Here is a 1,216-nt window from a genome sequence, read left to right as displayed (position 1 = left end):
TCGTCGAAGAGCGTGTGGGAGCAGCCTGGCTGATAGACGTTTCTCGGCATTTTCATATTGAGCAGTTGCACGGCGCTGTTGGCTGTAATTTTCGCCAATGAGCGTGTGGTCTGGATGTCTGCCACCTGGCCGACAAACAGAGTGACGCCATCAACGAGCGACAAGTCGCTCTGCAGAAACACCCTGAACAACGCCAAGGTGGCACCATCCAGCACACCGGCATTGGCGGCCACAATCCATGGTACACCCAACAGCATATCGTTTGGCCCGGGTACCACCTCCAGGTTGAGGGTATCCACCTCTACCCCAATGACGCTGCGTGTTCTGGAACGTCGAATGACTGGCCCGTCGGCAACATACTCCCGGCCACGAAAGGTGATGTTGCAGTCGAAGGCGCAATACCCGGCGACAGTGCCATCCACCAACTGCAGATGGAACAGATCCGCCATCAGGAAGGTGTTTTCGGCCATCAAAAATTGCAGCAATTTTGTGCTTGCCTGTTTCATATTCTGTTCCCCGGGGCACCGATAAAGGCCAATTCACGCAACTCCCAAAGATTGGGCAGTGTGCGGGCAAAATCCGCCGTGTCCTCCGCAAACCGGCAGCGGTAGTAGAAGGTGCCACTCCAGGACACGATCGATTTGCTGGTGGGTGGCACGGTGAAGGAAACCAGTCCCGTCTCGGAGACCGTGTAATCGCTTGGCGCAGAGAGTAGCCGGCCATCCAGCTTGATTGCCGTTACACTTTTGAGGTTTTCTATGGGTTCAGCAAACGAAAACGAGGTGTTGAAGCCAAAGGATCGCGTGAGCTGGAATTGCGCCTGGATATCGTTTCCTTTGCCGAATGGCATGTCCACGCAAAGGGAGTCCGTTGGATCAAGGAACAGGAATGAGGTGAAACTCCCACGATGCATCAGAAAGAACCCTTGCAACTCCTCGTATTCATGCGGCAGGTTGCCAGATCGCAGCCAGTCAAACAGCAGGGTGAACCGCCAGACAGGGTAGGCCCGGAAGGCACCGCGCTGTTCCCGGCCAGAAACCGCCGTCTGGATGGAGGTGCGAAACTCCGGTGCTTTTTTCAGCTCCCAGGACATGCCTGGCAATGACGGGAAAATGGCAAGCGGACGGTCATCGGCTGTATACTGGGAGTCGTCTGTTGTTCCCGACTCCCACACCCTGTTGATCACGAACGTCTTCTGCCTGAATGGAGCAGTGAA

Annotated in this window: 2 protein-coding genes; both read right to left on the bottom strand. The window is 55.6% G+C overall.

The window, feature by feature from the left end; genetic code table 11:
- Positions 1–506: baseplate hub domain-containing protein (locus EJP87_RS16710; protein WP_130472961.1), on the bottom strand; the 506-nt coding region annotated here is incomplete at its 3' end.
- Positions 503–1,216: DUF2460 domain-containing protein (locus EJP87_RS16705; RefSeq protein ID WP_227657739.1), on the bottom strand; the 714-nt coding region annotated here is incomplete at its 5' end. The genes EJP87_RS16710 and EJP87_RS16705, both read right to left, overlap by 4 nt.

The organism is Candidatus Magnetaquicoccus inordinatus (assembly GCF_004217665.1).
GTDB classification, from domain to species: Bacteria; Pseudomonadota; Magnetococcia; order Magnetococcales; family Magnetaquicoccaceae; genus Magnetaquicoccus; species Magnetaquicoccus inordinatus.
Note: the sequence above shows the minus strand (reverse complement) of the source record. Positions and strands in the feature narration are given on the sequence as shown.